Genomic DNA, 26,322 nt, shown 5'->3' with positions numbered 1-26,322 from the left:
AATTTCTTGAAAATTTAAATCAGCGATTCTTCCTGCTAGTTTTCACATCCTGATTTTCACACTACTGATATATCAACAATCATTACGCTAATGTTTGATTCAAAATCCCCCAAAAAGCACATTAAGAATGTTTTATGTCTGACGTGATACCAAGACAAATAAAGCATATATTTTATTCATTTGCACGATCAATCATTATGCTTCTGGATAAATTACCATATCTAAAAGGATCTACTTTTCCATCTGCTGCAGCTTTTTTTCATTTAGAATGCTCATGTAACTTCAAAAATATGTTTGTTCGTAATTCCAGAATAAATTTTATCCAAATACTCCAGAAAATAGAACCCAACATTGATTTTCTAAATATCGACGAAACAATTCTTATTTTCGTGTCTAATCACCAAATATCAAAGGGCATCACTATACCTAAGAATGTACCTTACAAATGATTGGCGAATGTGCCATTTTAGCGGTAGTGACAACTTTTGCTAAAAAACAATTATTTTAAGAATCAAGCAGCCATACGGTAAAAAGTCTGATCGACTTTCTGCTTTTGTTAAAAGATCAAAAATTAACCTTATCGGATTTGCAAAAAGTCCTATTTTTTTTACTACTGATAGACAAAATTTATCTAAAGCCTAAGAGATGGATATGTTCAACATATCTTGACCGTTGCATTGTGATATGCTTTCTTAACCTTCGAGCTCATTTCAGGAAGATCTTCCGTTATTGGCAATTAGCGAACGATCTGTGCCAATTTCTAAAACTAATCCCCTTAATCAACAAACCTGGAGGCCAAATTTGTTGAAACCTTTTATTGTAGCAATCGATGGCCCAGCAGCTTCTGGCAAAGGCACATTAGCACGCAAAATCGCTGCTCATTATCACCTACATTACTTAGATACCGGTCTTACTTACCGCAGCATTGCCCATGCACTCCTACAAAAGGGATTATCCTGCGATGACGAAGAAAATGCTATCACATATGCTAGAGATCTTGATTTAAATACCTTAAATCCAACCCTTCTCAGTGATCATGAAATTGGCAAAGCAGCTTCAAAAATAGCGGTTATACCAGCCGTACGTGATATTCTTACCATGAAACAACGTCACTTCTCTCAAAAATTCCCTAGAAGTGTACTTGATGGACGTGACACTGGTACTGTTGTTTTTCCTGATGCAGATGTAAAACTCTACGTCACAGCCGATATTCAAATACGTGCAAAACGTCGTTATCAAGAAATTCTGAAAAAAGGGATGCAAGCAGATTACAATAAGATTCTTGCAGACTTGAAACAGCGTGACGAACGCGACATAACCCGGAAAAAAAACCCTCTAAAACCAGCACAAAACGCGCACTTGCTTGACACATCGGAATTGAGTATAGAAGAAGTGTTTGCAGCTGCTTGTGATTTTATTGATCCTTTCATAAAAACCTAGACAGTCAAACAGAATCATTGAGGTGATTTCCAAGATGGCGCTAATCTCTTTTCTTTATGGAAGATAGGATTGTGAAATCTCCTTATAGTCAACACTAACCCCGCGCTCATACCTTTTCACGATAAAGGCGTATATTCAGGAGTTCCTATGTCACAATATAATCCTACAAAAGCGGATTTTGAAGCCCTTTTAATGGAATCTTTCCAAACCAACGACCTCAATGAAGGATCTGTTGTTAAAGGTCGAATTATTGCAATTGAAAAAGATGTGGCCATAATCGACGCTGGCCTTAAGGTCGAAGGACGTGTACCTCTAAAAGAATTTGGAAGCAAAGGTAAAGGTGACTCACTGCAAGCCGGTGATGAGGTTGAAGTTTACATCGAACGCATTGAGAATGCGATGGGTGAAGCGGTTTTGTCACGTGAAAAAGCACGCCGCGAAGAAAGCTGGACCCGTCTCGAAGAAAAATTCAACGCAAGTGCACGTGTAGATGGAATCATCTTTAGCCAAGTAAAAGGTGGTTTTACTGTAAATCTTGATGGTGCTATTGCCTTTTTACCACGCAGCCAAGTTGACATCCGTCCTATTCGTGATGTTACCCCTTTAATGCACAATACACAATCTTTTGAAATTTTGAAAATGGATCGCCGTCGCGGTAATATTGTTGTTTCGCGTCGTACTGTTTTAGAAGAAAGCCGAGCTGAGCAACGATCAGAAATTGTTCAAAATCTTGAAGAAACCCAAATTGTTGAAGGTGTAGTTAAAAATATCACTGATTATGGTGCTTTCATTGATCTTGGTGGCATTGACGGTCTCTTACATGTTACAGATATGGCATGGAGACGTGTTAACCACCCCTCCGAGCTCCTCACAATTGGCCAAACGATCAAAGTTCAGATTATTCGTATCAACCAAGATACACATCGTATCTCACTGGGAATGAAACAACTTGAAAAGGATCCCTGGGATAGCATTAGTGAAAAATATCCTATTGGCAAAAAAATTACAGGTGCTGTTACTAACATCACAGATTATGGTTGTTTTGTTGAAATTGAGCCCGGTATAGAAGGGTTAATCCACATTTCTGAAATGAGCTGGACAAAGAAGAATGTTCATCCTGGGAAGATTCTTTCTACATCCCAAGAAGTTGAGGTTGTTGTACTTGAAATTGATTCTTCTAAACGACGTATTTCCTTAGGCTTAAAACAGATATCTGAAAATCCGTGGGTTGCTTTCTCTAAGAAATTCCCTGTCAATTCTCAAATTGAAGGAGAAGTTAAAAATAAAACAGAATTTGGCCTCTTCGTAGGGCTTGAAGGTGATGTTGATGGTATGATCCATCTCTCCGATCTTGATTGGAATCGCCCTGGAGAGCAGGTCATTGATACTTATAATAAGGGTGATATTGTTAAAGCCGTTGTTCTTGACGTTGACATTGAGAAAGAACGTATCTCTTTGGGAATTAAGCAACTTCATTCTGATAAAGTAGGGGAAGCAGCTGCTTCAGGTGAGTTGCGCAAGGGTGCTATTGTTACTTGTGAAGTTATTGGAATTAATGACAATAACCTTAATGTAAAATTAATTGATCATAATCTTGAAACAATTATCCGTCGAGCTGATTTAGCACGTGATAGGGATGAGCAACGTACTGAACGTTTCTCTATAGGGCAGAAAGTTGATGCTCGTATTACTGCGTTTGATAAAAAGACACGCAAAATCTCAATCTCTATTAAAGCTTTAGAAATTGCAGAAGAAAAGGAAGCTGTGGCTCAGTATGGTTCAGCAGATTCAGGAGCTTCCCTTGGTGAAATTCTTGGAGCAGCTTTGAAAAAACAAGAACAAGATTAATTATCAAAAAAACAAAAAATAAAAACCGCTCTTTCTCTTTGAGCGGTTTTTTGTTCATCGATTAACGTATCGTCTAACTATTTCAGTTAGCAAGTAAAATCATCTCAATGCCCCAAAATGGAAAACTCATTTTTTCTACACTCTGTTCGCATTTCAGACAAAGTGGTATAACGACTTACCCTATAAAAATGCATCTTTTAAGTGAAAATAGAGTATTATGGTACCCTTAAAATTTTACATGAAGAAGTTTCTTTCCCCCAAACCGAAAGTTCGTTCTCTTCCTAAAACTGCCTTTCCCATTCGTTCTTCTTACCAATCACAAGAAGATTTTTACAAATTGGGTTATGATTTAGCATCTGGAAAAAAAATTTATTTCCTGAATATGAACTTAAAAATGACTTCCACAAACAATTAGCCAAAAATGCAAAACTGATTCTTCATACTTTCCACATCAATGATGCTGCTGCAAGAAACAACGAAACCATCACTCCCTCTGCTCAATGGCTTATTGACAATCATTATACTATTGACCGCACAATACAACAACTTCGTCGTAGCTTCCCAAAATCATTTATAAAACGGCTTCCCCTTTACGAAAAAAAAATAGAAATGCCACGTATCTTCGCATTAGCGTGGCTTTATATCGCCCACACAGATAGTGTTGTCTCACAAGAAACACTCACAGCCTTAGTTAATGGCTTTCAGAAAGTTTGTCCCCTCAAAATTTGCGAATTGTGGGCACTCCCCTCTGTTATTAGAATAATCTTGATCGAAAATATCTGTCGTCTTTCATTGCGTATAGATAAAACACGACAAACACGTCATTATGCCAATCAAGCAGCAGACAAAATCGCTTTGACAAAAAATGAATCTCAATTACACATTCTGTTAACTTCCTATGAGCCACTGACTTCTGATCCAACCTTTTTAGCTCATTTATTTTATCGATTAGATGATGCACTAATTGATTCAACAACAGCGTTGCAATGGCTGAAGAAACATCTAGATCGCCACAACAGTAATCCAGAATTAGCAACTCTTAATGAGTCCACTCATCAAGTAACAGATAGTATAACCATGGGTAATATTATTCGTTCTCTTAAAATCATTGATGATATGGATTGGACAGCATGGTTTGAAACTGTCAGTTTTGTAGATTTTATTCTACGTGAAAATAGTGATTTTTCTGAACTTGATTCTCATTCACGTAACACATATCGACAAATAATTGAAAAGATCGCATACCACTCACCTTTGAGTGAACTGGAAGTAACACATAAAGCTATAGAAATGGTGAAAACTTCCTTTAGAGATTCACTCCATATGAGTAATTCTTCCGTTGAAAAAAACCATTCTATTGGATGGTATCTTATTGACGAAGGCCGTTGCATTTTTGAAAAAGCCTGCGGATACACCCCATCCCTTTTTACAAAATGGATGCGTTCTTATCGTCGTTTAAAAATAGGAACCATTGCGCTCCCTATCACCCTGCTAACATCCATTATTTTATTTATGGTCCACACTGTTTTACAAACATTTGGCCTAACATCATTCATGGTTCTTTTATTCACCATACTGGCATTCTTTCCCACTATGGAGGCTTCTTTTTCCTTTTTTAACACTGTTGTTTCGTGGCTTATTCCACCAAATAAACTTATTGGATATGATTATAAGAAAGGCATTCCTCAAAGTGCGCGTACAATGGTCGTTGTTCCTACTTTAATTACGTCGCATAGTGATGTTGATCAACAAGTACGTAACCTTGAAGTACATTATCTTTCCAATGCACAGGGAGCTATTCATTTTGCGCTCATCACAGATTGGATAGATTCTCAATCAGAAGAAACTCAAGAAGATCTTGACCTTTTCAATTACGCGCAAAATTGCATTGCAAAACTCAATGACCGTTACTGTCAAAATGACATCCCTCTATTTTTCCTTTTACATCGCAAACGCCTTTATAATAATAGTGAAAAATGCTGGATGGGATGGGAACGTAAACGAGGTAAGCTTCACGAGCTCAATCTTTTATTACGAGGAAATAAAAATACCAGTTTTTACGCCCCAGATTCTCGTATACCTATGGACTGTCGCTTTGTTATGACAGTAGATGCAGATACACGTCTCACTCCCGAGAGTGTTTCAAAATTAGTTGGAAAACTTAACCATCCACTCAATCATCCTGTTTTAAATCCCCAAAACGGGCAGATTACAAAAGGCTATGGTATATTACAACCCCGTATTACCCCTTCTCTTACAACAGAAAATAAAACATCTATCCTACAGCGTGTTTTTTCTACTAACCGTGGTATCGATCCTTACGTTTTTGCTGTATCTGAAACCTACCAAGATATCTTAGAAGAAGGCACCTTCACAGGAAAAGGTCTTTATAACATTGACACATTTGAGCAAGCACTTAACGGAAAAATAAAGGAAAATTCTGTTCTTAGTCATGATCTTTTAGAAGGTGGTTATGCACGAACCGCGCTCGTAAGTGACGTGGAGGTTATCGAAGATTACCCTACTGCCTATAATATTGACGTTGCCCGTCATCATCGTTGGACTCGCGGTGATTGGCAATTGCTACCTTACCTTTTTAAACGCCATCAAATCAGTCTCATCACCCGCTGGAAAATGCAAGATAATCTGCGCCGCTCCCTTACACCACTGATGTGGCTGATTGCAGCCATCATGGGGTGGTCTATTTTACCATTAAAGGCAGCAACTATTTGGCAAATATTCTTATTACTTAGTCTATTTATAACCCCAATTTTAGGGATATTTCAGTCATTCATACCTCCTGATATTGAATATTCCATGCGTGGACATATTCGATTCATCATAAACCACATTATCCACACAACGACAAATATATTTCTCAGAATCGCTTTCATTGCATATTCTGCTTGTTTTATGACAGATGCGATCATTCGCACACTGTACCGCATGCTCATTTCAAAACACCACCTTCTCGAGTGGAAAACTTCAGCTGCAACACAGTCAACCCCGAATAGTTTAAAATTTTATGTCCTAACGATGTGGCCGGCATCATTAATTGGCCTTTTTGCTATAATGTTACCTCTGTTTTTTAACCATCCAGCAGTTTTTATTTCTTTTCCCTTCGGATTATCGTGGTTCCTTTCACCATTAATTGCATGGATTGTAAGTCAGCCAAAGACATTTCAGGATTTTCTAGAAATCTCTCCAGACGATAAAGAAACTTTACGACGCATTGGACGAAGAACCTGGCTTTATTACGAAACTTTTGTTAATATACAAAACAACCATTTACCTCCTGATAATTTTCAAGAAGACCCAGAACCCCAGCTCGCCCAGCGAACATCCCCTACTAACATTGGAGTTTACCTTCTTTCCGTTGTTGCTGCACGCGATTTTGGTTGGATTGGTCTTGAAGAAACCATCGAACGTATTGAATGTACACTTCAGACTATTGAAAAAATGGAAAAATTCTGTGGCCACCTCTATAACTGGTATGAAACAGATACGCTCAAACCTCTTTTACCAACTTACGTTTCAACGGTTGATTCAGGTAACCTTGCCGGTCATTTAGTGACACTTTCCTCAGCTTTAAAAGAATGGTCTGAAAGTCCTAATCTTGTAATAAAAAGTAATTTATCAGGCATACTGGATACTAATGCTATCCTCGAAGAAACTTTAAAAGAGATCTCAAACCGCCAGGATATCTCACCTCTCCTACGCTCACAAGCCGAGGAATGCATACTTCATTTTCATGATGCTATCAGGACTCTTGTAAATCAATCCGAAGTAGCCACTCACCATATACTTGACCTTTTACCTGCAGCCCAAAATATTTGGCATCTAGTGAATCAACTTGACCAAATAGTTCAAACAGTGGACTCTGCTCGTACATTATCTTGGGCCCAACGTCTTGTTAGAACTTGTGAAATTCACAGTCATGATGCTACTCACAGCTATAATTTTAAACAACTGCATAAAAAATTAAGCCCCTTAGCTGAAAAAGCACGACAAATAGCTTTTGATATGAAGTTTGATTTTCTGGAAAAACCTGAACGGCAACTCTTGTCTATCGGCTATCGTGTCCAAGATGGTCAGCTTGATGAAAGCTGCTATGATCTCCTAGCTTCAGAAGCACGCCTCGCGAGTCTTTTTGCTATTGCCAAGGGAGATATCAAATTTAAACATTGGTTTCATCTTGGCCGCCTACTCATCCCAATTGGCTGGCAAGGAGCACTACTATCGTGGTCGGGCTCCATGTTTGAATACCTTATGCCATCTCTTGTTATGCACGAACCTTTAGGATCCATACTTGATCGGACAAATAGATTAATCATTCGCTATCAAATTCAATATGCATATAAACGTAAATTACCGTGGGGTGTTTCAGAGGCTGCATTCAATGCCCGCGATCACTTAATGAATTACCAATATTCTAATATTGGTGTTCCACATCTTGGACTTCAACGTGGTTTATCACGCAACGCCGTCGTTGCCCCTTATGCTAGCCTTTTAGCTGCGCAATATATGCCATCTCACGCTGTAATTAATCTAAAAAACTTGCGCGAACTTGGAGCTTTGGGGACTTACGGTTATTATGACGCTATTGATTTTACACCTTCACGCGTACCAGAAGGGGAAAAATATGCTGTCGTCCGAAATTATTATGCACACCATCATGGTATGTCCATTCTTGCTATCAGCAACATTATTTTTGAAAGACGGATGCAAAACCGTTTTCACAAAGATCCAACTATTCAAGCTGCACAATTATTATTGCAAGAAAAAATACCAAACCAAATTCCCATCCTTCATGCAAAGATGGATAATCCCATGTGCAATAACTCTGGAGGATTCGACAACGCACCTGTACGCATTATCACCAATCCTCCACTAAATCCCCGTGCAACTGCACTATTATCAAATGGCTTTTATTCCGTAATGCTGACAGCTAATGGCTCTGGTTATAGTCGTTGGCATGATTATGCTATCACACGCTTCATACCTGATATTGCAGAAGACCAACAGGGTATTTTATTTTTCTTGCGTGATAGCCACAATGGACATTGGTGGTCAGCTACTTATGAACCAACACGCATTATTGAAGAAAAAACAACCGCCGTTTTCACAGAAGAAAAAGCCGAATACACAAAAATTGTTGATGGTATAAAATCAACTCTCGAGTGTATTGTTGCATCCAACGGTAACGGTGAAGGACGGCGTATACAACTTGCAAATACGACAAACAGAGATCGCCTAATTGAAATAACCTCTTACGGTGAATTAGCACTCGCAACAACCGACGCCGATTGTGCTCATCCTGTTTTTTCACGTATGTTTATAGAAACAGAGATTACTGATTCAGGTAAAACAATTTTTGCCAAAAGACGCAAACGTGATCCTCGTGATCCTCGTATACATATTGCTCATTTCGTTACAGACACGATGGGGATCATCCAAAAAGCAGAAGCTGAAACGGATCGTCGTCTTTTCATAGGTCGTGGTCGATCTATTTATCGGCCTGCTGCGTTTGATCAACATTCTTACTTTAAAAATAGCCAAGGTTATGTCCTAGACCCTATAATCTCTATCCGCTGTTATGCAAAAATTCCAGCTCATCAAACAGTAGAACTAACCTTTTGGACATCTGCCGCTCACTCGAAAGAAGCACTGCATAGCTATATTGAACATTATCAGCAACCTAATATGTTTCAACAAGAATTTTCAATGACGTGGATGCATTCACGCATCTTATTACACCAAAACAACATCAATCCCAGAGAAGCCACTATTTACCAAAAATACGCAACACCACTCATCTATCCTGAGCGAACATGGCGTCTTCCCTACACAATACTAAAAAATACCCTTGGAAAGCAATCTGATCTCTGGCCGATGTCTATCTCTGGAGACTATCCTATCTGTCTCCTCAGATTAAATAATGAAGCCGATATAAACGTACTACATGAACTATTAAAAGCTCATGAATATTGGCGTACGCGCGGACTAATCGTTGATCTTGTTATTCTGAATGAACACGCACTTTCCTATATACAAAATACTCAGCGTGCAATTGAATGGGCATGTAGACGTTCTTGTCACTCCTCCTCTAAAGAAACAAACGACAAACCGCATATCTTTACTCTTCAACGCGATCAAATGAGTGAGCAAAGTTTTAAAACGCTTCTTGCATCAGCACGTATCATTCTTTACGCTCACAATGGGTCTTTATCTGAACAACTTAAACATTTGGAAAACATCAATTTTGACCAAATTTCTCATAGCAAAAATAAAAAATTAAAACATCCTTTTAGTGACAAAAAACAAGAAACAGGAAAGTATAAAGAAGAACTAATTAGAAATAATCATGTTGATTCTGTTTATCTTATCGAAAAACAAAAATCTCTGCACTCTCTGATAGATGAAAAAGATCTAAAACACTGGAATGGTTACGGTGGTTTTGATTCTAACAACTATTATGTAACGCATCTTAAAGGTAGCACTACAACACCTCAACCATGGATTAATGTTATTGCAAATCACAATTTTGGTTTTCATGTCTCAGCCGAAGGAGCAATTTTTACCTGGGCAAATAATAGTCGTGATTATCAAATTACCCCCTGGACGAACGACCCCGTCTCTAACCGTCCAGGAGAGGCCCTTTATCTTGTTGACCGTGTATCTCTAAAATGTTTCTCACCAGTCTCTGCTGTTGAGTGCGATGATGATGCTATTTATGAAACTTGCCATGGTTTTGGATTTTCAACTTTTAAGTCCACTCACTCAGGTATCTCTCTAGAACTCACTCACACTGTTGACTGCGAAAAACCTGTTCGTCTCTCCCGTCTTATCATAAAAAATGAAAGTAAAAAAACACGTAATTTACGACTTTATAACTATGTTGAATGGGTTTTAGGTAATGCTCGTACAAAATACGCTCCTTTCATAATTCCTCATTATGATTCCAAATGTGGGGCATATTTTATTCAGAACCCTTACCATATTGAAGAATCACAACAAGTTACTTTTTTATCAGCCTCCGAACCACCAACAAGCTTTACCACTGATCGTGCAGAATTCATCGGAGCAACGGGAACAATTCAACATCCATGCGCCATCCGTAAAGCAGAAGCGCTTTCAAATACAATTGAAGCAGGTTGCGATCCCTGTTCAGCTCTTGCATACGACATCGACTTACTTCCAAACCAAACAAAGGAAATAATCTTCTATCTTGGCAGCACCGAAAATATGCAAGAATCTCAAAAATTGTTAAGCCAAATAAGTAAAGATAGTTTTGAAGTTATTCTCACACAACAAAAACAGCAATGGAATGATTTTGTTTCTCCTCTACAAGTCAAAACACCTGATTCCTCCTTTGATATCATGGTTAATCATTGGCTGCCCTATCAAATTTATGGATGCCGTATAGTAGCACGTGCAGCTTTTTATCAAGCCAGTGGAGCATTCGGCTTCCGTGATCAGTTACAAGATAGCTTATCTTTACTGTGGCTAAAACCATGTCTTGCACATGAACAATTATTAAACGCTATAGCTCATCAATTCATCGAAGGTGATGTGCAACACTGGTGGATTCCCCAAACTAATACCGGCGTCCGCACACGCATTTCCGATGATATTGTATGGCTTGCCTATGGTGTAGCCACTTATGTCAATGTGACAGGCGACAACTCATTTCTTGATATCCCTGTTGCCTTCATCGAAGGAGACCCTTTGAAAGAAGGACAGCATGACGCCTATTTTCAACCTAAGCAATCTTCAAAAATCGCGACTGTTTATGAACATTGTGCTTTAGCTTTAGATCTCGTTATCAAACGCTGCGGCCAACATGGTCTTCCACTCATTTTAGGTGGTGACTGGAATGATGGTATGAATTTAGTAGGTATTGAAGGAAAAGGTGAAAGTATTTGGCTGGGATGGTTCCTTGGCACTACCTTACAGTTATTTATCCCTCTTGCTAAAAGTTGTGGTGACCATAAACACGCTCAATCTTGGAGCCTACACTTTGAGAAACTCACAAAAGCCTTGGAAAAAAATGGCTGGGATGGCGCATGGTATCGACGAGGATATTTTGATAATGGAACTCCTCTTGGATCCCAAACAAATATTGAGTGTCAAATTGATGCCATTGCTCAATCCTGGGCCGTTATTTCTAAAATGGCCTCATCCAACCGTCAAAAGCAAGCTATAGCATCAATGCTTGACCATTTATACGATGAAAAAGCCGGACTTCTACGTCTCTTTTGGCCACCTTTCAATCAAAGCATTCTTGAACCAGGTTATATAAAAGCATACCCACCAGGAACTCGAGAAAACGGTGGCCAATACACTCATGGTGCCATTTGGGCAATTATGGCGCTTATTGAAATAGGAGAAACAGATAAAGCCTATAACTTGTTTTCTGCAATAAACCCCATAACCCACGGTCAAAATCCCACAAAATACCGTGTTGAACCCTACGTTATGGCTGCAGACATTCACACTGTTGAACCACGTCGTGGACAAGGTGGATGGACATGGTACACAGGATCGGCAGGTTGGTTTTATCACACAGCAACACAAGCTATCCTCGGTATCTACCATAAAGCTAATCAATTACTCTTACGCCCACATCTGCCGTCCTCTTGGCCAGGATATGAAGCAACAATAAAATATTATGACGCTATCTATACTATCCAAGTAAAAAAACAAAGGAAGATACTCTTAGTTTTAATGGTCAAAAATGTGCTGTTGATACAGGAATAAAACTCCAAAAAACAGGGCATCACAAGATCGTGCGAACTATAAAATCTTGAGTGATACACGAAACAAAAAATTTTTATCAAACTTAAGATTATAAAATCATTACATTTTTACTATCTTTTATGCTAGTGATGCCCGCATACTGTAAGTTTTCAATATCTTTTAAATATTAAAGACAAAAATTATGAATGACACTGATATTGCTGGGCATGTCTACAGACATACATGGAAATTTGATCCTATCGTACGCTCACTTCTCGACACAGATTTTTACAAATTACTCATGGTTCAAATGATTTGGGGGCTTTATCCTGATGTCAATGTAACTTTTTCCATCATTAACCGCACAAAGACAATTCGTCTTGCTGATGACATTGATGAAAATGAATTACGTGCCCAACTTGATCATGCTCTTAGCTTGCGCTTTACTAAGAAAGAGATCATTTGGCTTGCCGGTAATACATTTTACGGTCACAAGCAAATTTTTAAACCAAAATTTCTTCATTGGCTCGAACAATTCAAACTTCCTGACTATGAGCTTTCCCGCAAAGATGGCCAGTACATTCTTCACTTCCATGGTCCTTGGGCATATAGTTCTATGTGGGAAATTCCTTCTTTAACGATTATTAGTGAACTGCGCTCACGTGCTGCCATGAAAGATCTCAGCTGTTTCGCACTCGATGTCCTTTATGCTCGCGCTAAAGCCAAAAATGTGGAAAAAATTGAACGTCTAAAAAAACTTCCTGATATCAAGATATCCGATTTTGGAACTAGACGTCGCCACTCTTTCTTATGGCAACGCTGGTGTGTCCAAGCTCTAAAAGAAGGAATTTGTGACTCTTTAATGGGAACATCTAATGTTCTCTTGGCCATGGATACAGATTTAGAAGCTATTGGTACAAATGCACACGAACTACCCATGGTCCTTGCTGCACTCACAAACAGTGATAATGATTTGCGCAACTCACCTTATCAAGTTTTAAAAAGTTGGAACCGTTATTACGAAGGCAATCTCTTGATTGTTTTACCAGACACTTTCGGCACAGAAGCGTTTCTGCGTAGGGCACCACAATGGGTAGCAGATTGGGCAGGATTTAGACCAGATAGTGCTCCTCCCATAGAAGGAGGTGAACGAATTATTCAATGGTGGAAAGAACAAGGAAAAGACCCTCGCGAAAAATTGTTGATTTTTTCTGATGCACTTGATGTGGAAACTATTGAAAAAATCTACCACCATTTTCACGGCAGAGTCCGACTGGGTTTTGGTTGGGGAACTCACCTAACGAATGACCTTGCAGATTGCGCACCTCAAAAGATAAAAAATATTGATGCTCTTTCTCTTGTTTGCAAAGCTACTCAGGCTAATGGTCGAGCAACCGTAAAAATTTCAGATAATCCTGAAAAAATTATTGGGAACTCTAAAGAAGTACAGCATTACTTAAATATTTTTCAGCCATGAAAATCCTCTTTTCTAGTTCAAAAACACTTAACAACAAGACAAGTCACACATACCCCATAATAATCACCTGTGAATACTTATCATCACTCTTAACCACACAAAAAATTGTGTTTGTGTAATCAGTTTAGCCGACTGTTTTAATAAAACTCAGCAATATATATTTTTTTATTGGTAAAAAGCTTTCATTATCAAAATTGTACACTTTTTGATAAAATATACTCTTTTAGTATCAGAAAGAGTACATAAATCCAGAGAAAATCTGACTAAACTAAGGGTTTTCTAGATAATTTTGGTTCTTACATTTTTTACATACAAAGCAAAAATTATACTGGATGCAGATCACCTCATCACTCTCATAAACTTATGACTAAGATGGACGTGTTATAATGTAAACGGCCACTGCAGACATAATAATCAAGATCAGCACAGCAAACCAAAATGCGGGACCTACAATAATCAAAAATGATAAAAAACAGCATAACATACTCACTACCGCAACCACTTTCAAAAAGGGTGAAATAGCCCTATTCTCTTCCCATTTTTTTATAGGCGGACCAAAAATTCGGTGATTATGTAACCAACGGTGAAAATTTGGTGATGAGCGAGAAAAACACCATGAAGAAACTAATAAAAAAGGTACTGATGGCATAATAGGTAAAATAAGACCTATGGAACCTAGAATTAACGTCCCTACACCTAACACAGAATAAAAAATCCGCAAAGGGCGAGACATCCTAGAATATTTTTTTACCATTTATCATTTTTTCCAACTGAGACAGTATCACTAATAATTCCCTACTTGCACATAACCATTGTGAAATATTACTACTTCTATCAAATAAATATCTTCTAAAGTAGAAAATAATTTGCATCAATAGGCTGAATATCTAAGAAATCACACTTCTTCTAAATAAAAAGGCTGCACTGACATACCGTGCAGCCTTTCTAAATGTGAATGCAGTGTTGGGAGGAGAAAATACTGCACCCACCCACAGGGCGCTAGGAGGAAAATGGCCCAGTGCCTTACTTTCTAATAAAAAGAGGCACGAAAGACAATATACAAAAACGCATGGCTGCTATGCATAGTCCTTACCTTACTTAAATTTCTTGCACTGCACCCCGGCGTAAAAAAGTTGATATAAAAATAGAAATAAAAATCAGTGTTAAAATCAGCACAACTGTTGAAGCAGAATCAGAACCAATAAATAAACTTAGATAAATGCCCAGAAAACTAGAAAAAGCTGAAACAAATATGGCAATCCACAACATGGAAATAAACCGCTTACTAACGAGATAAGCTATAGCTCCAGGCGCAATTAATAAAGAAATAACCAAAATAATCCCGACAGCACTCAAAGCCGCAACAATAGTCAAAGAAATTAGCGTTAAAAGGGTATAATGAAGCAACGATATCCGTAACCCCATTGCACGGCCTTGAACTGAATCAAAAACATAAAGCATAAAATCACGCCACTTCACACCCAAAACCAGAGTAACAATTGTTGCAATCAGTGCTGTCTGCATAATATCAAGCCAATTAACCCCTAAGAGATTACCAAATAAAATATGATTCAAGTCTAAATTACTCTTAATAGTCGTAGCCAAAACAAGCCCAAAACCAAACATCGACGAAAAAACGACCCCCATAACTGTGTCTTGTTTGATACGACTATTCCTTCCTAAAAAACCCGTAAAAAGAGCGCACAACATACCGGCAATAAAGGCACCAAATGTGATCAAAACCATAGTAACATTAACTTGACGGATACCTTTAAACCACGCAAATGGTAGAAAAGACAATAAAGCCACTACCCACGGCGTCATTATGTACCCAACAACGACACCAGGAAAAACAGCATGCGAAATCGCATCTCCTAAAAGAGCCCATCCCTTTAAAATAAGAAAACAAGAAAGCATAGCCATCGGAACAGCGATAATGATAGTGATGATCATTCCTTTGATCATAAACGAAAATTGAAAAGGAAGAAGTAACTGATCGATCATGATATTACTGCATCCTTTTTTGCTTTTCTTACACGCAGACGCGCAGCAATGAAACCATGTTTAGGAGCAAAAATGAAAGCGATCACGAATAAAAGTGCTTGAAAAAGAACAACAACACCACCAGTCTGTGCATTTAAGAAATAGCTTACATAAACACCAAACATACTTGTTAATGTTCCAATCAGTACCGCAATTATTAAAAGATTTACAAAACGATCACTCAAGAGATACGCTGTAGCTCCTGGTGTTACTACAAGGCAAATGACCAAAAAAAGCCCCCACTGTCTGCATAGCAGCAATGGTACACGCAGCCAGGAGTGTAAAAAAAGAATTTTTGTAAACTGCACATTTAACCCAATAGCGCGTGCATGGTTCTCGTCAAATAAAGAAACCAGTAAGTCTTTCCACTTCAAAAGCAATATAAATAAAGAAACAAAACCTATACAGGCTAGCTGTACGATATCTGATGAGCTAATAGCTAAAACATTCCCAAGAACGATCGTATCAATACTAACGGCCATCGGCTTTAACGACTTAAGAAATAATCCAAGAGCAAAAAAAGAAGAAAAAATTAAACCAATAATAGTATCCTCTTTCAATTTTGTTCGATGATGAAAAAACAACATCGCTGCCGCAGCTAATCCACCAGAAAAAAATGCCCCTAAAGAAAAAGGCAATCCTAGAAGATATGCCCCTGCTATCCCCGGCACAATTGAGTGTGAAAGTGCATCACCAATTAGAGACCATCCCTTTAACATTAGAAAAGCAGAAAGGAAAGCACAGACACACCCCACTAATCCCGAAACCCATATCGCATTAACCATGTATTGATAACTTAATGGTTCAAGCAACAAAGAAATCATACAACATGCCCCGACTTCTGACTGCAGTCCGAAAATAAAGAACCCCTATTCTCCGCAACGACATCGTCTTTTTTTGTATTCTTAAAATCAAAAATATGGTGGCGCAAAGTGCCTCCGAAAGTTCTTTCAAGATTTTCTTGCGTAAAGATCTCTTCTGTTAATCCACAAGCCAAAACTGTCCCCTTTATTAAGACTGTACGATCACAAAATTCAGGAACAGAACCCAAATTATGGGTCGAAACCAAAATCACGGCACCCTCTTCACGTAAACTTTCCAATAGCATGATAATCTTATCTTCTGTCTTGATATCAACTCCTGTGAATGGTTCATCAAGTAAGATTACCTTCGCTTGCTGCGCAAGAGCACGTGCTAAAAAAACACGCTTTTTCTGTCCACCAGAAAGCTCACCAATTTGACGTTTAGCAAAGGCCAGCATATCAACACGCTCTAATGCAGCATAAACAGCTTCATAGTCCTGTACTCGAGCGTAACGAAAGAAATTCATATGACCATATCGTCCCATCAAAACAACATCTTCAACGAGAACAGGAAAATTCCAATCAACATCCTCACTCTGAGGTACATAAGCTATCAGATTCTTCTTTAAGGCCTGATCAACAGGTAAATCAAAAATACGAATTTCTCCTTTTGAAGGCCTTACAAACCCCATTATTGCCTTAAACAGAGTCGACTTTCCTGAACCGTTAACCCCAACTAAAGCAGTGATCGAATGCACTGGACTTTCAAAGCTTACATCGTACAATGCAGTATGACCGTTACGATAAGTTACGCGGATCCCATGAGCCAGTATTCCAGAATTAGTCATTGCCCCTTAAACCCATCTGATAAGGCATGAGCAATACGCGAACTTGTTACACGCAACAAATCAATATATGTAGGCACCTCACCATCTTCCTCACTAAGTGAGTCAACATAGAGGACACCTCCATATCGCGCACCTGTCTCCTTCGCAACCTGCTTAGCAGGTGCAGCAGAAATAGTGCTTTCAGAAAAAACGGCCTGAATATTATGCTCTCTAACCTTATCGATTACGTGTTTAACTTGCTGCGGAGTTCCCTGCTGATCGGCGTTAATAGGCCACAAATAAAGCTCTTTCAAACCAAAATCACGTGCCAAATAACTAAACGCACCCTCACTCGTTACAAGCCAACGTTTATGCTCCGGTAACCCTTCCAATTGCATCCTAATAGGGTTAATGGTTGCACGAATTTTCTCTTTATAAACTTCAGCATTTTTCCTATAAACATCTGCATTCTTGGAATCATATTTTACGAAAGCATCACGAATATTATCAATATAAATCAAGGCTGAAACTGGTGACATCCATGCATGAGGATTCGGTTTGCCATTAAAAGGACCCTCACCAATTTCTATAGGAATAATACCCTCCGACACAATGACACTAGGAACACCTTCAAGACTTTGAAAAAATTTCTCAAACCAGAGCTCTAAATCCAACCCATTCCATAATAAAAGGTCTGCCCCTTGTGCTCGCATCAGATCACGAGGAGTGGGCTGATATTCGTGAATTTCTGCCCCCGGCTTTGTAATAGATTCAACATCGGCAACATCCCCAGCTACATTACGTGCCATATCGGCAATAATAGTAAATGTCGTAACAGCTTTAAACTTTTCTGCAGCTAAAATAGAACCGGGTGATATAAAAAGCGCACCCCAAAATACTATACTCAAAAACGCTTGTATTCTTATCTTCATTTTCATTTTTTCTTTCTAATTGCAAATTATTTGCATTAGCAATAAATAACAATTAACATCTAATCTTGCAACACAGATTATTTTTTAATGACAAGATGGCTTTTTGAGGATCAAAAGGATTTAAATTTCCATGGGCTTTTAATAATGATATAAAATTATCTTGAAAATACTTGAAAAATTCGGATCTACTTCCCAGAAACAAACCCTCTGATACGGGCTGAGTCAGTAAAACTTCCAATAACAATCATGCATTTTGCACACAAAAATGATCAACCGCGTAAGTATGCACCTGTCATTTTAGTAACATTTTCCACTATTTTCAGCGCAAGAGCTTCAAGATCTTCATCTGTTAAAGTTTGTTCAATAGGCTGAATAATCACTTCAATCGCAACAGATTTTTTGTCATTACCAAGTGCTTGATCTTCAAAAACATCAAAAATTTGCACTGAATGCACAAGCTTCCTATCAGCTCCACTCGCAGCACGAATAATGAGAGATGATGCAACCTTTTTATCTACAATAAACGCAAAATCACGCCGAACCATCTGAAAAGGAAATTTTTTTAGAGCAGAACGGACTTTCGCCATTTTTTTCTTTTCAGGAATTTTGTCTAAGAAAATTTCAAAACCACACAATGGACCGCTAACATCCAACATTTCTAATGTATTGGGGTGAAAAATGCCAAAAAAACCAAGAGTAATTTTTTCCCCTAACTTCATGACACCTGAACAACCTGGATGATACCAACCAGGCGCTCCAACTTCTACCTGTACTTTACTTACATCTATACCACACGCAGATAAAACAGAAAATGCATCTGCCTTAGCATCAAAAACATCAACTGCTTGAGCATTTCCTGTCCAAAACCGTCCGGCTCCATTAAATTTCTCTGTTCCACGACGAATGCCGCCAACCACAAAACGCTGCTCGTCAGCAGTATCACCTTCATAAATATTTGCAATTTCAAATAAAGCACAATCTGAAAAACCACGATCAACATTTCGTTGTGCCGCTGCAAGTAAGCCAGGTAAAAGAGAAGGACGCATTACAGACATATCTGCAGCAATAGGATTCACCAATTTTAGCTGTGCTTGACCACCTCCAAAAGCAAGTGCCTGATTCTCAGAAATAAACGACCATGTTATCGCCTCCATCATACCCCTATCAGCTAAAACCCGACGCACAATCCGCGAACAAACTTGCGAAAACATTAGAATTTTATCATTCCCCTCCTGCATATTTTCCAATGGCATAGGTTCAATATTATCTAACCCATAAATTCGGATCACTTCCTCAACCAAATCAGCCTTACCAATAACATCAGGACGCCACGTAGGTACCTCAACCGTAACACTATCTCCTCTTCCTTCAATGTTAAATCCAAGCCTATCCAAAATAGTTACAACGTGTTCACGTTCTATTTCCAAATTAGTCAAACGCTTAATTTCAGAAAAGGGAAAAATAATCCGCTTCCTTTCTGACTGCTGATAACCAGTAGTCTGAACTTTCGATGCTTCACCACCACAGAGCTTTAATGCTAGTTCTGTCGCAATTTTTAACCCAGGTTCCATGAAAGAAGGGTCAACACCTCTTTCAAACCGGTAACGCGCATCACTGATTAATCCCAATGTGCGACCTGTTTTTGCAATATTTCGTGGATCCCAAATCGCTGATTCAATAATCACATGACGTGTCGTATCATCACAACCTGTTCTTTCACCGCCTATAATACCAGCAAGAGAAACAACCCCTTCTTCATCCGCAATAACACAATTTTGTGATCCTACATTATAAGTTTTACCATTCAGTGCTAAAAATTTCTCCCCCTCAACACCACGACGAACTACCAAATTTCCTTTAACCTTGTCCGCATCAAATACGTGAAGTGGACGACCAAGATCAAAAGTGATATAGTTTGTAATATCAACTAGCGTATTGATTGGTCTCAAACCGATAGCAATCAAACGTTGTTGCATCCACTGAGGAGCCGCATAATTCTGCACATTGCGCAATGTGCACCAAGAAAAACCGAAGCACAACGAAGTATCTGGTGCAAAATCTAAAAGAACTCGAGTTGATGTTTCAAAAGAAGCTGCAATTTTTGGTAATGATAATGTTTTCAATCGTCCAATTCCAGTTGCAGCCAAATCGCGTGCAATCCCGCGAACACCTGCACAATCAGAACGATTAGGTGTTAAGCCAATATCAATCACCGGATCATTCAAACCTGCATAGGACGCAAATGATTCCCCAACAGGAGCACCTTCTGGAAGCTCTATAATTCCATCACATTCCTGCGCCTCTGCAAGCCCAAGCTCTTCCCGTGAACACATCATACCAAAACTGTCAATGTCACGAATCTTACCCACAGATATGGTCGTATCAAGACCAGGAACATAAACACCTGGTAAAGCAAGAACACCAACAAGCCCTGCGCACGCATTATGCGCACCACATACAACTTGCACAGGCATCTCAGATCCCACATCCACGGATAAAATTTGTAACTTATCTGCATGAGGATGTTTAACAGCCGTCAAAACTTTCGCAATGATAAAACCATCTAAAGAAGGACAACTAACATGATCAACCTCAAGACCAATAGCTGTTAATTTATCACAAATTTCATCCAAAGATGCGTCTGTTTCCAGGTGATCCTTCAGCCAAGACAGTGTAAACTTCATTTTAAAACCTCACATAAGAACTCTTCTAGGATCACATATTGCTTAAATACGTAAAAAAGCGGATATATCAAAACAACGAAAACCATAATGATCCAACCAACGAAGATCCGCATCAAAAAAAGCGCGCAAATCTGGCATACCGTATTTCAACATAGCAACACGATCAATACCCATTCCCCATGCAAATCCTTGATATTCATCAGGATCAAAACCGACATTCTTTAGTACATGAGGATGTACCATACCGCATCCCAAAATTTCTAACCAATCCTGTCCCTCTCCAAATTTTATCCCTGAACTAGAATGATCACACTGAATATCTACTTCCATAGAGGGTTCAGTAAAAGGAAAAAATGAAGGGCGAAAACGCATCTTTACAGAAGATACTTCAAAGAAGATTTTACAAAAAGTTTCATGCAACCACATCATGTGAGCAATATTTGAAGTCTTATCAATCACCAATCCTTCTACTTGATGAAACATTGGCGAATGTGTTGCATCTGAATCCATACGATAAGTCTTACCGGGAATAATGATTCGTATCGGTGCTTGTCTCTTTTCCATGACGCGAATTTGAACAGGAGACGTATGTGTGCGCAATAATTTCCGATTCCCCGTTACATCTTCACCAAAAAAGAAGGTGTCGTGCATTTCACGTGCTGGATGATTCTCAGGAAAATTTAACGCCGTAAAATTATAATAATCCGTCTCAATATCTGGACCCTCTGCAACAGAAAATCCCATACCAGCATAAATAGCTACAATTTCATCAATCACTTGTGATATCGGATGTATACGACCTCGTTCTACAGGTGAAGGGCGAACAGGTAAAGTTACATCAACAACCTCACGAGAAAGACGCAACGCTGTTTCTTGGCGCTTTAAAGTATCACGTTTTTGGGCTAATAACTCTAAAACACGTTTTTTTAATCCATTAAGCACTGGTCCAACTTTATGTCGTTCATCAATGCTCATGCTCCCTAATTTTTTTAACCGTTCAGAAATACTGCCCTTTTTACCCAGCACTGCAACACGTACAGCTTCCAGTTCTTGTTCAGTACTGGCAGCTTCCAAAGCTGAAAAAATTTCTTGTTCTAGATGTTCGATATCGCTCATAATTTCTGCCCATCATTTCAAAAAATAAAGCCCGCACTAGCCTCAACCAGTACGGAACCTCCAGATAAACGCAAGCTTTAAGAAAACGCTACCGGCCTACCCAACAGCACTCTCAAAAGCATTAGGCGTTGTATTCTTCAAATATTCCAGAGCCTTCTTCGCAGAAGCTACTAAAGCAGTAAACGCTGCAGGCTCATGAATTGCTATGTCAGAAAGAACTTTGCGATCAACCTCAATACCAGCCTTTGATAAGCCATCAATAAAGCGTCCATAAGTCAATCCCTCACTACGCACAGCCGCATTAATTCGCTGTATCCATAAAGCGCGGAAAGTACGTTTCCTATTTTTACGGTCACGGTAAGCATATTGCTTTGAACGATCAACCGCTGCCTTAGCCGCACGAACAGTATTCTTACGACGCCCGTAAAAACCCTCAGCCTGCTTGAGAACTTTTTTGTGCTTCGCGTGAGCTGTTACACCTCTTTTTACACGTGCCATATAATAATCTCCTAAAAATCAAAAGCGCGAAGTCTAAAGGCCATTTGGCAAATAACATTGAATGACTTTTTTAGCATCTGACTCAGCAAGCACCATCGTTCCCCGTGCATCACGAACAAACTTATTAGAACGTTTAATCATACCATGGCGCTTACCCGCAGCAGCTGCTTTAACTTTACCTGCTGCAGTGATTTTAAACCGCTTCTTAGCGGATGACTTGGTCTTCATCTTGGGCATTCTGCTACTCCACACATCCTAAAACGCTCAAACTGACCAAAGTTTGAGCAAGCTAAGCTACCTAAGCGGCCACGGCATGCCCTGCCGGGCGGCTCTAATCTCTAATCTTCATAAGCCAGTATGCACAAAATATCAAGGCTATGCTAAGAAAAAATTGGCTCTCCATTGTCTTTAACTTCAATTAGGGGAGCTGGGATCGCGTTTGTCCTAATCTCTGCTTTACAAAGATCAGCAATAATACATTGAGTGCAGCATGCCTTGCGGGCTTTACAAACGTAGCGACCATGTAAAATAAGCCAGTGATGAGCATAACGTTTATACGGATCAGGGATAATATTAACAAATTTATTTTCAACAATCTCTGGCGTTGTTCCTGGTGCCAAACCAAGACGGTTTCCCAGGCGAAAAATATGAGTGTCCACAGCTATAGTAGATTGGCCAAAAGCAACATTTAAAACAACATTAGCAGTCTTACGTCCTACACCGGGAAGAGCCATAAGTGCTTCACGATTGTCAGGAACTTTGCCACCATATAGATCAATTAAAACACCAGAAAGAGCATAAATATTACGAGCCTTTGCACGCCAAAGACCAATTGTACGGATGTAAGATGCGATACCATCTTCTCCCAATGCAATCATTTTTTCTGGCTGATCCGCTAGACAAAATAATTTTTGTGTTGCTTTATTAACGCTAACATCCGTAGATTGAGCAGATAGGATAACTGCCACTAAAAGAGTAAAAACATTAGTGTATACAAGATCACTTTTAGGAGTGGGACGTTGTATAGAAAAGCGATAAAATATCTCTGTAATTTCATCTTTGTTGTAAGATATTTTTGCCGTATTCTGAATGTCTAGTAATTTTTTTACTTTTTCAGCCATTAAATTTTCTATCATTATCTGATCTACAAAGAATCACTGTCCGTCTGCTATATAGGGACAAAACGAGTACCTCTTAGAACTTTATCAAACAACCATTTTACAACGGTACTATAGCGTGTTCTTTCTGTTTCTTAATGTATAAATTAAAACGATGCAAAAAACATTGCAATGAATTATCAAAGTTGTTAGAATTTTCCTCTAGATTGTGGGAGTGGCAATTTTTGAGGAAGTGATAACAAAGGCCGTGGCATAACTTTGATGGTTGTTTGTTTGAATTGATAATCTCGGCACCTTCAAGAAGTGATTGTCGATAAACGGTAAGATTCTCTTGCTACTGAGTTGCAAGTTGATCATTTTGGGTTTGTAGGTTTTTTTCTTCGTAAAATATACATATTCTGATCCCTAAGTTGAAAAATAGCCCCTCATCCATTAATCTTATTCGTGAATGAAATGAAGATAAGACTAACTCCAACAAAACCTGCAGCGAAAAATGATGAATATTAACGCATAAAGGAATAATAAAATGGGAGAACATAGACAACTTTTTTCATTGGGAGACCTTACCCTCTTTGAAGGAGAACGGATTGCTTATCTACGAAAAATTTGCACAGATGATTTGGCTAAAAAATTCCCAGATCTCCCTCCAATGATACCAGGCATGACAATATGGGCTCTTTTTGGCGAAACGGGTTATCCGATTATTCTATCTGATGAACGCTCTATTGCTCTCGCAGGTGCCAATGAGCATGAATTACAGATTGTAACATTGCATTAATAGATATCCTAATAAAGAACTTTTTGAATTATGTTGTAAAACTTTGGTAGGGATGTACCTTGTTTATTCATTAAGTGCTTTCGTAACAGGACCTTTTGTTCCAGTAATTGTGCCTTTTTACCACTTAGAAAATATATTGCTAACTCACAATTGTATAATCTCTCTTGATGTTCATTTCAGCACATAATTTACGGCATATCACACCTGACCTTGGGGTCTCCTTCATGTATATGCTTCTTTCTAACGTTTTCCACATTCTCTTAATTGCTGATCATAGAGTATTGCCATTCTTTCCATCCTTTGTGCAGTATTAGCAATTGCCGCACTAGGGGCACTTCTATTGCGAGCATAAGCACCATGTCCCATGTAATAATTCAAATAAAGGTTGTGCGCATCATTGCGATTAACACCATTGCGTAAAACACTTTGGTAATGATACCATGCGACAAAATCAGCAGCATCTGCAAAGTTAGTACGCCGCGCTGAAGACCGCTTTGTGGAACGAACATATGTTTCCCATGTCCCATCAAGTGCTTGAGAATAACCATAAGCTGTCGAACGACGCTTCCACGGAATAAAGCCAAGAAGTTTTTTCCGTGATGGGCGTGCATTATGACGAAAATTTGATTCCATGCGGATAGTTGCAAGAATAATTGGCATAGGTATCCCATAGCGAGCCTCTGCCTTTTTAGCAGATTTTCTCCAATTTTCAAAAAAACCATCTTTCTGCTCTAAAACAGAACAAGCATTATTTGTATGCGTAGGAGCTGTTGTTATACAACCGCCCAAAAAAAGCGGAATTACTCCTAAGAACAAAAAACGCCACACGGTCTTACCCCCCTTTATTAACAGACAAAACATCCAACGGATACCTAAAAATTTTTACTAATATAAAAATCATGAAAACATTATTTACACTAAAAATCTTAATTTTTACTTTTCATCAACCGAATGCAATATATTTTGTTGTACCTGTACCATCATTGATGGTGCAGAAGAGATCTCCTCTTTTAACTCAAAAGCTTCGATACGATTAGCGCGTTTCATAATTTTTGAGGATGATGTTAAGACTGCTTCAATATCATCACCCATTTTACAAAAATGTTTGTGTAAATTGCGAACGCGTACGTCCATACGCCCAAAATCTTCTATTAATTTTGATACCTCCGATTGAATTAAATGCGCCTGTTCACACATCTTTGCATCCTTCATGATCGTTTGAATAACTTGAACAGACAACATTAATAAAGATGGTGACACAATAACTACGTACGAGCGATTAGCTTTTTGTACCAAAGATTCAAAATTTTCATAAATTGTTGCAAAAATTGATTCCGACGGTACAAAAAGGAAGGCTGTATTGTGTGTTTCACCAGGAATTAAATATTTTTGCGCAATATCACTAATATGAGTCTCCATATCAGAACGAAATTGTCGTTCAGCTTCCTTGCGCTCACGAGATGATGATGCTTCGCGCATTGCATTCCATGCTTCCAAAGGAAATTTAGCATCAACAACAAGAGCAGGTGCCTTATTAGGCATATAAATGAGACAATCTGGACGTTTTCCATTTGATAAAACTGCTTGAAAAACATACGCATTAGAAGGCAAAGCATCCGCAATAATTGCCTCCATTTGTTTTTGACCAAACAAACCACGTGTTTGTTTATTATTCAGGATAGTCTGTAATTGAATCACCTGTCCGGTAAGCGATTGAATATTATTTTGTGCAGCATCAATTACAGCCAAACGTTCTTGTAAACGTATTAAATTTTCATAAGTAGATCGAGTCTGTACTTGGAGAGTTTGATCTATACTGGTTGTCATTCCATTAAGTTTTTCACAAATAGATTGATTCAATTCAGCCTGTCTTTGCCCAAAGATTTCAGCCATCATTTGCATACGCCCCTGCATTTCAGCTTGCGTTTTTAATAATGCAGCCATTTGCATTTGCATCTCGTGAGAGTGCTTAACCAGCTCATACTTCAAAAATCCTTTTTTTCGGTAATGACACACAGA

Annotated in this window: 17 protein-coding genes; 5 read left to right on the top strand and 12 right to left on the bottom strand. The window is 38.7% G+C overall.

Features of this window, described 5'->3' with window-relative positions:
* Positions 1-804: 804 nt before the first annotated feature.
* The 4 genes from cmk to pncB all read left to right on the top strand — a co-directional run bounded on the left by cmk (position 805) and on the right by pncB (position 13,504).
* A complete protein-coding gene (gene cmk / locus PU02_RS02515; RefSeq protein ID WP_053944633.1) occupies positions 805-1,440 on the top strand; it encodes a (d)CMP kinase in 636 nt (211 codons plus the stop codon).
* Positions 1,441-1,587: 147 nt separating this feature from the next.
* Positions 1,588-3,288, top strand: coding sequence for a 30S ribosomal protein S1 (gene rpsA, locus PU02_RS02510; protein WP_053943939.1), 1,701 nt, complete (start codon positions 1,588-1,590; stop codon positions 3,286-3,288).
* Positions 3,289-3,897: 609 nt separating this feature from the next.
* Positions 3,898-12,048 (top strand): glycoside hydrolase family 94 protein, encoded by an 8,151-nt coding sequence (locus PU02_RS02505; RefSeq protein ID WP_417852018.1) that lies wholly within the window; start codon positions 3,898-3,900, stop codon positions 12,046-12,048.
* Between the two features lie 181 nt (positions 12,049-12,229).
* Positions 12,230-13,504: a nicotinate phosphoribosyltransferase gene (gene pncB, locus PU02_RS02500; protein ID WP_053943938.1), complete on the top strand. Its 1,275-nt coding sequence runs from the start codon at positions 12,230-12,232 to the stop codon at positions 13,502-13,504.
* A gap of 367 nt (positions 13,505-13,871) precedes the next feature.
* Here the strand turns inward: pncB and PU02_RS02495 are convergent, their stop codons facing one another.
* The 10 genes from PU02_RS02495 to nth form a co-directional block, all read right to left on the bottom strand.
* Positions 13,872-14,258: a YbaN family protein gene (locus PU02_RS02495; RefSeq protein WP_053943937.1), complete on the bottom strand. Its 387-nt coding sequence runs from the start codon at positions 14,256-14,258 to the stop codon at positions 13,872-13,874.
* A 344-nt stretch (positions 14,259-14,602) separates the two neighbouring features.
* Positions 14,603-15,508, bottom strand: coding sequence for a metal ABC transporter permease (locus PU02_RS02490; RefSeq protein WP_053943936.1), 906 nt, complete (start codon positions 15,506-15,508; stop codon positions 14,603-14,605).
* Positions 15,505-16,371 (bottom strand): metal ABC transporter permease, encoded by an 867-nt coding sequence (locus PU02_RS02485; protein WP_071628358.1) that lies wholly within the window; start codon positions 16,369-16,371, stop codon positions 15,505-15,507. The genes PU02_RS02490 and PU02_RS02485 overlap by 4 nt, the downstream gene beginning before the upstream one ends.
* Positions 16,368-17,198, bottom strand: a complete 831-nt coding sequence (locus tag PU02_RS02480; protein WP_053943935.1) for a manganese/iron ABC transporter ATP-binding protein — start codon at positions 17,196-17,198, stop codon at positions 16,368-16,370. The genes PU02_RS02485 and PU02_RS02480 overlap by 4 nt, the downstream gene beginning before the upstream one ends.
* The gene (locus PU02_RS02475; protein WP_144417869.1) at positions 17,195-18,109 is read right to left on the bottom strand and encodes a metal ABC transporter substrate-binding protein; all 915 of its coding nucleotides are present in this window, start codon (positions 18,107-18,109) and stop codon (positions 17,195-17,197) included. The genes PU02_RS02480 and PU02_RS02475 overlap by 4 nt, the downstream gene beginning before the upstream one ends.
* A 269-nt stretch (positions 18,110-18,378) precedes the next feature.
* On the bottom strand, positions 18,379-20,793 hold the full coding sequence (pheT, locus tag PU02_RS02470; RefSeq protein ID WP_053943934.1) for a phenylalanine--tRNA ligase subunit beta: 2,415 nt from the start codon (positions 20,791-20,793) through the stop codon (positions 18,379-18,381).
* 42 nt (positions 20,794-20,835) lie between these two features.
* Entirely contained in the window at positions 20,836-21,909 is a 1,074-nt protein-coding gene (pheS, locus tag PU02_RS02465; protein ID WP_053943933.1) for a phenylalanine--tRNA ligase subunit alpha, read from the bottom strand.
* Positions 21,910-22,005: 96 nt separating this feature from the next.
* Positions 22,006-22,407 (bottom strand): 50S ribosomal protein L20, encoded by a 402-nt coding sequence (rplT, locus tag PU02_RS02460; protein ID WP_053943932.1) that lies wholly within the window; start codon positions 22,405-22,407, stop codon positions 22,006-22,008.
* 33 nt (positions 22,408-22,440) lie between these two features.
* Positions 22,441-22,644, bottom strand: a complete 204-nt coding sequence (gene rpmI, locus PU02_RS02455; RefSeq protein ID WP_053943931.1) for a 50S ribosomal protein L35 — start codon at positions 22,642-22,644, stop codon at positions 22,441-22,443.
* A gap of 143 nt (positions 22,645-22,787) precedes the next feature.
* Positions 22,788-23,528, bottom strand: a complete 741-nt coding sequence (nth, locus tag PU02_RS02450) for an endonuclease III (protein ID WP_053943930.1) — start codon at positions 23,526-23,528, stop codon at positions 22,788-22,790.
* A 523-nt stretch (positions 23,529-24,051) separates the two neighbouring features.
* Between nth and PU02_RS02445 the strand changes: the two genes are divergently transcribed.
* Positions 24,052-24,303 (top strand): BQ00720 family protein, encoded by a 252-nt coding sequence (locus PU02_RS02445; protein ID WP_053943929.1) that lies wholly within the window; start codon positions 24,052-24,054, stop codon positions 24,301-24,303.
* 240 nt (positions 24,304-24,543) lie between these two features.
* On the opposite strand, the gene PU02_RS02440 is transcribed toward PU02_RS02445, so the two are convergent.
* A complete protein-coding gene (locus PU02_RS02440) occupies positions 24,544-25,131 on the bottom strand; it encodes a transglycosylase SLT domain-containing protein (RefSeq protein WP_144417868.1) in 588 nt (195 codons plus the stop codon).
* Positions 25,132-25,236: 105 nt separating this feature from the next.
* Positions 25,237-26,319: a DNA recombination protein RmuC gene (locus PU02_RS02435; protein ID WP_417852020.1), complete on the bottom strand. Its 1,083-nt coding sequence runs from the start codon at positions 26,317-26,319 to the stop codon at positions 25,237-25,239.
* Between the last annotated feature and the right edge of the window lie 3 nt (positions 26,320-26,322).

The organism is Bartonella ancashensis, assembly GCF_001281405.1.
Classification (GTDB): domain Bacteria; phylum Pseudomonadota; class Alphaproteobacteria; order Rhizobiales; family Rhizobiaceae; genus Bartonella; species Bartonella ancashensis.
The sequence above is the reverse complement of the archived record's forward strand: the minus strand, read 5'-3'. Positions and strand labels throughout refer to the sequence as shown.